Genomic DNA, 3,110 nt, shown 5'->3' with positions numbered 1-3,110 from the left:
GCCCTCGCCGTGGGCGGCTACCTGCTCAGGCGCCGGCGCGCCTGAAGCCGGGGGGACGCACCAGCAGGTCGAGCAGCCGGTCCGCCTCGGCCGCCGGGTCGGTGGTGAGGCCGGTGTGCACCGGGCCGGGCTGCACGACGGTGGAGCGGGGGGCGATCAGCCAGCGGAAGCGGCGCCCGGCGTCGTCCCGCGCGGCCTGTCCCGCCGCGTCCCCGCCCGCGCACACCTTCTCCACGGCGCGCAGCGCGGCCCGCACCCCCGCCAGGTCGGCGTCGGGGTCGAGGGCCAGCAGCCGGGTCTCGTCCAGGTGGGTGCGGGCCCCGACGTACGACAGGGGCCGGCAGTACACCAGCACCCCGGCGTTGACGCATTCACCGCGTTCGACGCGCGGCACCACCCGCAGCAGGGCGTACTCGTACACGTGGCGGCCGTTCACCGGACCTCCTCGATGCCGGTGACCCGCCGGTGCACGTCGGCCGCGCGGGCGAGCAGGGGGCGCGCGTAGGCCCGCCGGAGATCGTCCGGTGCGGCGAAGCCGGGCTCGCCGTCCAGCCAGACGTCGGGGATCGCGGCGGTGACCTCGGCGAGCAGGTCCTCGGTGACCAGCGGCGCGAGGTCGGCGGCGGCGGCCGCGACGTCGGGGGCGAAGGTGCGCAGGGCGTGCTCGGAGGCGTCGTAGGGGCGGGCCGCGGAGGCTTCGGCGGCGGGCCAGTTGTGGTGCCAGATCAGGGTGGCGCCGTGGTCGATGAGCCAGAGTTCGCCGTGCCACCGCAGCAGGTTGGGGTTGCGCCAGGAGCGGTCGACGTTGTTCACCAGCGCGTCGAACCAGATGACCCGCCCCGCCTCCCGGGGGTCCACGTCGAAGGCCGACGGATCGAAGCCGAGGGCGCCGGAGAGGAACTCCATGCCCAGGTTGGTGCCGCCGCTGGACCTGAGCAGCGCCTGCACCTCCTGGTCGGGTTCCGCCAGGCCGAGCACCGGGTCGACCTCGGCCGTCACCAGCCGCGGCACCCGGAACCCCAGCCGGCGGGCCAGTTCCCCGCACAGCACCTCGGCGACCAGCGTCTTGCGGCCCTGTCCCGCGCCGGTGAACTTCAGCACGTAGGTGCCGAGATCGTCGGCCTCGATCAGGCCGGGCAGGGAACCGCCTTCGCGCAGGGGGGTGATGTAGCGGGTGGCGGTGACGTCGGTCAGCACCTCGTCAGGCTACGCGATCTCCGCGCCCGCCCCGCGCGGAGGCCGACAGGGAAACGACAGCTGTGGCTTACGTCCGTCCGACCCGCGGGAGGTCAAGCTGGCAGCGCTGAACAGCGTGGGCCCGCTGACCGTACCTCTGACCGGATCATCCTCCCCGGAAGGGACACACTGCATGACCAGCGCATCGCTCAAGCCCTCCACCACTCCCCCGGCCGCGCCCGAGCACGAGGACGCCCCGACGGGACCGGGGCGCCGGGCCGTGGTGGCGACGGTCACCGCGGCGGGCCTCGCCGCGGCGCTCACCGCGTGCGGGGGCTCCGACGACACCTCGCCGGCCGCCGACTCCGGTTCCTCCGCCGGTGGTCCGGCGGACGGCGGCGCGGGGGACGGCGGCAAGGGCGGGGGCGCCGGCGGCGCGCTCACCACGACCGCGGAGATCCCCGAGGGCGGCGGCAAGGTCTTCGCCGACCGCAAGGTCGTGGTCACCCAGCCGTCGGCCGGTGAGTTCAAGGCGTTCTCGGCGACCTGCACCCACCGGGGGTGCGCCGTGCAGAGCGTCTCGGACGGGGTCATCAACTGCCCCTGCCACGACAGCAACTTCTCCATCACCGACGGCAGTGTGCAGGGCGGCCCGGCGCCCAAGCCGCTGCCGTCCGTGCCGATCACCGTCGACGGGGACTCGATCACCCTGGCCTGAGCGGCCGGGGTGCGGTGGCGGGCCGGCCCCGGGCGAACGCCGTGTGCACCTCGTCCGTGGTCGCCAGGGTGGCGACCGGGGACGGGGTGTGCCGGATCATCGCGCGGGTGTAGCCGGCGGGCACGCCCGCGACGGCGTCGGTGGGCAGGACGACCGTGCAGCCGCGGGTTGACCGCGTCGAACACGGCGTCGGGGACGGCCACGTTGGCCGACACGCCGGTCACGATCAGCGTGCGGCAGCCGAGGTCGCGCAGCAGCGGGTCGATGTCGGTGCCCTGTATCGGGACAGGCCGTGCAGCCGGCGGACGACGAGGTCCTCGTCGGCCACCCCGACGAGGGCGGCGACCCGGACGGCGGCACTGCCGGTCAGCCGGTGCACCGGGAGGCGTTCGGCGGCGCGGAACAGCCGGGCGTTGCGGCTGGCGCCCCGGCCGTCCGGCCGGCGTTCGGCCACGGCGTGGACGATCCGGACGCCGCTCGCGCGGGCGGCGTCGACGAGCTCGGCGATCCGGGCGAGGGCGCCGGAGGAGCGGACCTCGGCGGCGAGTTCGGGCAGGTCGCCGAGCGCTGCGTACGACGGCACGGTTCCCCCTGGTCGTCGGCGGCCGGCCCGGTGAGGGCAGTCACCGTTGCGTGCGGGGGGAAGACGACTCATCCTTTTCTGACGTGATGTCAGAGGATCTCCTCTGACACGACGTGAGAGAAAGAGGGGGCCGTATGTCCGCCACACAACGCCGGGGCCGGAAGATCATGATGACGCCCGGCGAGCTGGACGATTTCCTCACCACCCAGCGCACCTGCCGGGTGGCCACGGTGTCGGCCGACGGCGCACCGCATGTCAGCACGCTCTGGTTCGCCTGGGACGGTGTCTCGATCTGGCTGTACTCGGTGGTGCGCAGCAAGCGCTGGGCGCAGCTGCGCCGCGACCCGCGGGTGGCGATCGTGGTCGACACCGGCGAGGAGTACGACGAGCTGCGCGGCGCGGAGCTGTCCGGGCGGGTCGACTTCGTGGGCGAGGCGCCCCGCGTCGGCGAGCTGCACGCCGAACTGGACGTCCCCGAGACGCTGTTCGCGCGCAAGAACTTCGGCCTGGAGGAGATGCCGCACGACGGCCGGCACGCCTGGGTGCGGCTGACCCCGGAGAAGGTCGTGTCCTGGGACTTCAGGAAGCTGGGGACCGCCGCCGGGTAGCCGGCGCGGCCGGCGCACCGGTGAC

General features: G+C 74.5%; 4 protein-coding genes and 1 pseudogene. 2 read left to right on the top strand and 3 right to left on the bottom strand.

All coding sequences use genetic code 11. From position 1 onward, the window contains the following. Nucleotides 1–25: 25 nt before the first annotated feature. Nucleotides 26–436 carry a DUF3037 domain-containing protein gene (locus G3I53_RS17960; RefSeq protein ID WP_164438554.1) on the bottom strand — a complete coding sequence of 137 codons (411 nt, stop codon included), beginning with the start codon at nucleotides 434–436 and terminating at the stop codon, nucleotides 26–28. Beyond that, nucleotides 433–1,197 (bottom strand): HipA family kinase, encoded by a 765-nt coding sequence (locus G3I53_RS17955; protein WP_164335045.1) that lies wholly within the window; start codon nucleotides 1,195–1,197, stop codon nucleotides 433–435. Before G3I53_RS17955 ends, G3I53_RS17960 begins: the two co-directional genes overlap by 4 nt. Before the next feature lie 172 nt (nucleotides 1,198–1,369). Between G3I53_RS17955 and G3I53_RS17950 the strand changes: the two genes are divergently transcribed. After that, the gene (locus G3I53_RS17950; protein WP_164438553.1) at nucleotides 1,370–1,894 is read left to right on the top strand and encodes a Rieske (2Fe-2S) protein; all 525 of its coding nucleotides are present in this window, start codon (nucleotides 1,370–1,372) and stop codon (nucleotides 1,892–1,894) included. Here G3I53_RS17950 and G3I53_RS17945 read toward each other — a convergent pair. Beyond that, nucleotides 1,881–2,450, bottom strand: a pseudogene (locus G3I53_RS17945) (isochorismatase family protein); the annotation flags it as partial. The gene G3I53_RS17950 and the pseudogene G3I53_RS17945 sit on opposite strands and share 14 nt — an antisense overlap. 161 nt (nucleotides 2,451–2,611) lie before the next feature. Between G3I53_RS17945 and G3I53_RS17940 the strand changes: the two are divergent. After that, entirely contained in the window at nucleotides 2,612–3,085 is a 474-nt protein-coding gene (locus G3I53_RS17940) for a pyridoxamine 5'-phosphate oxidase family protein (protein ID WP_164332882.1), read from the top strand. Nucleotides 3,086–3,110: the final 25 nt, after the last annotated feature.

Origin of the sequence: Streptomyces sp. SID14436 (assembly GCF_010548465.1) — a bacterium.
Classification (GTDB): Bacteria; Actinomycetota; Actinomycetes; order Streptomycetales; family Streptomycetaceae; genus Streptomyces.
Note: the sequence above shows the minus strand (reverse complement) of the source record. Positions and strands in the feature narration are given on the sequence as shown.

Coding starts and splice junctions, on each gene's coding strand:
- G3I53_RS17940 (WP_164332882.1), top strand. CDS start 2,612: ATGTCCGCCACACAACGCCGGGGCCGGAAGATCATGATGACGCCCGGC.
- G3I53_RS17950 (WP_164438553.1), top strand. CDS start 1,370: ATGACCAGCGCATCGCTCAAGCCCTCCACCACTCCCCCGGCCGCGCCC.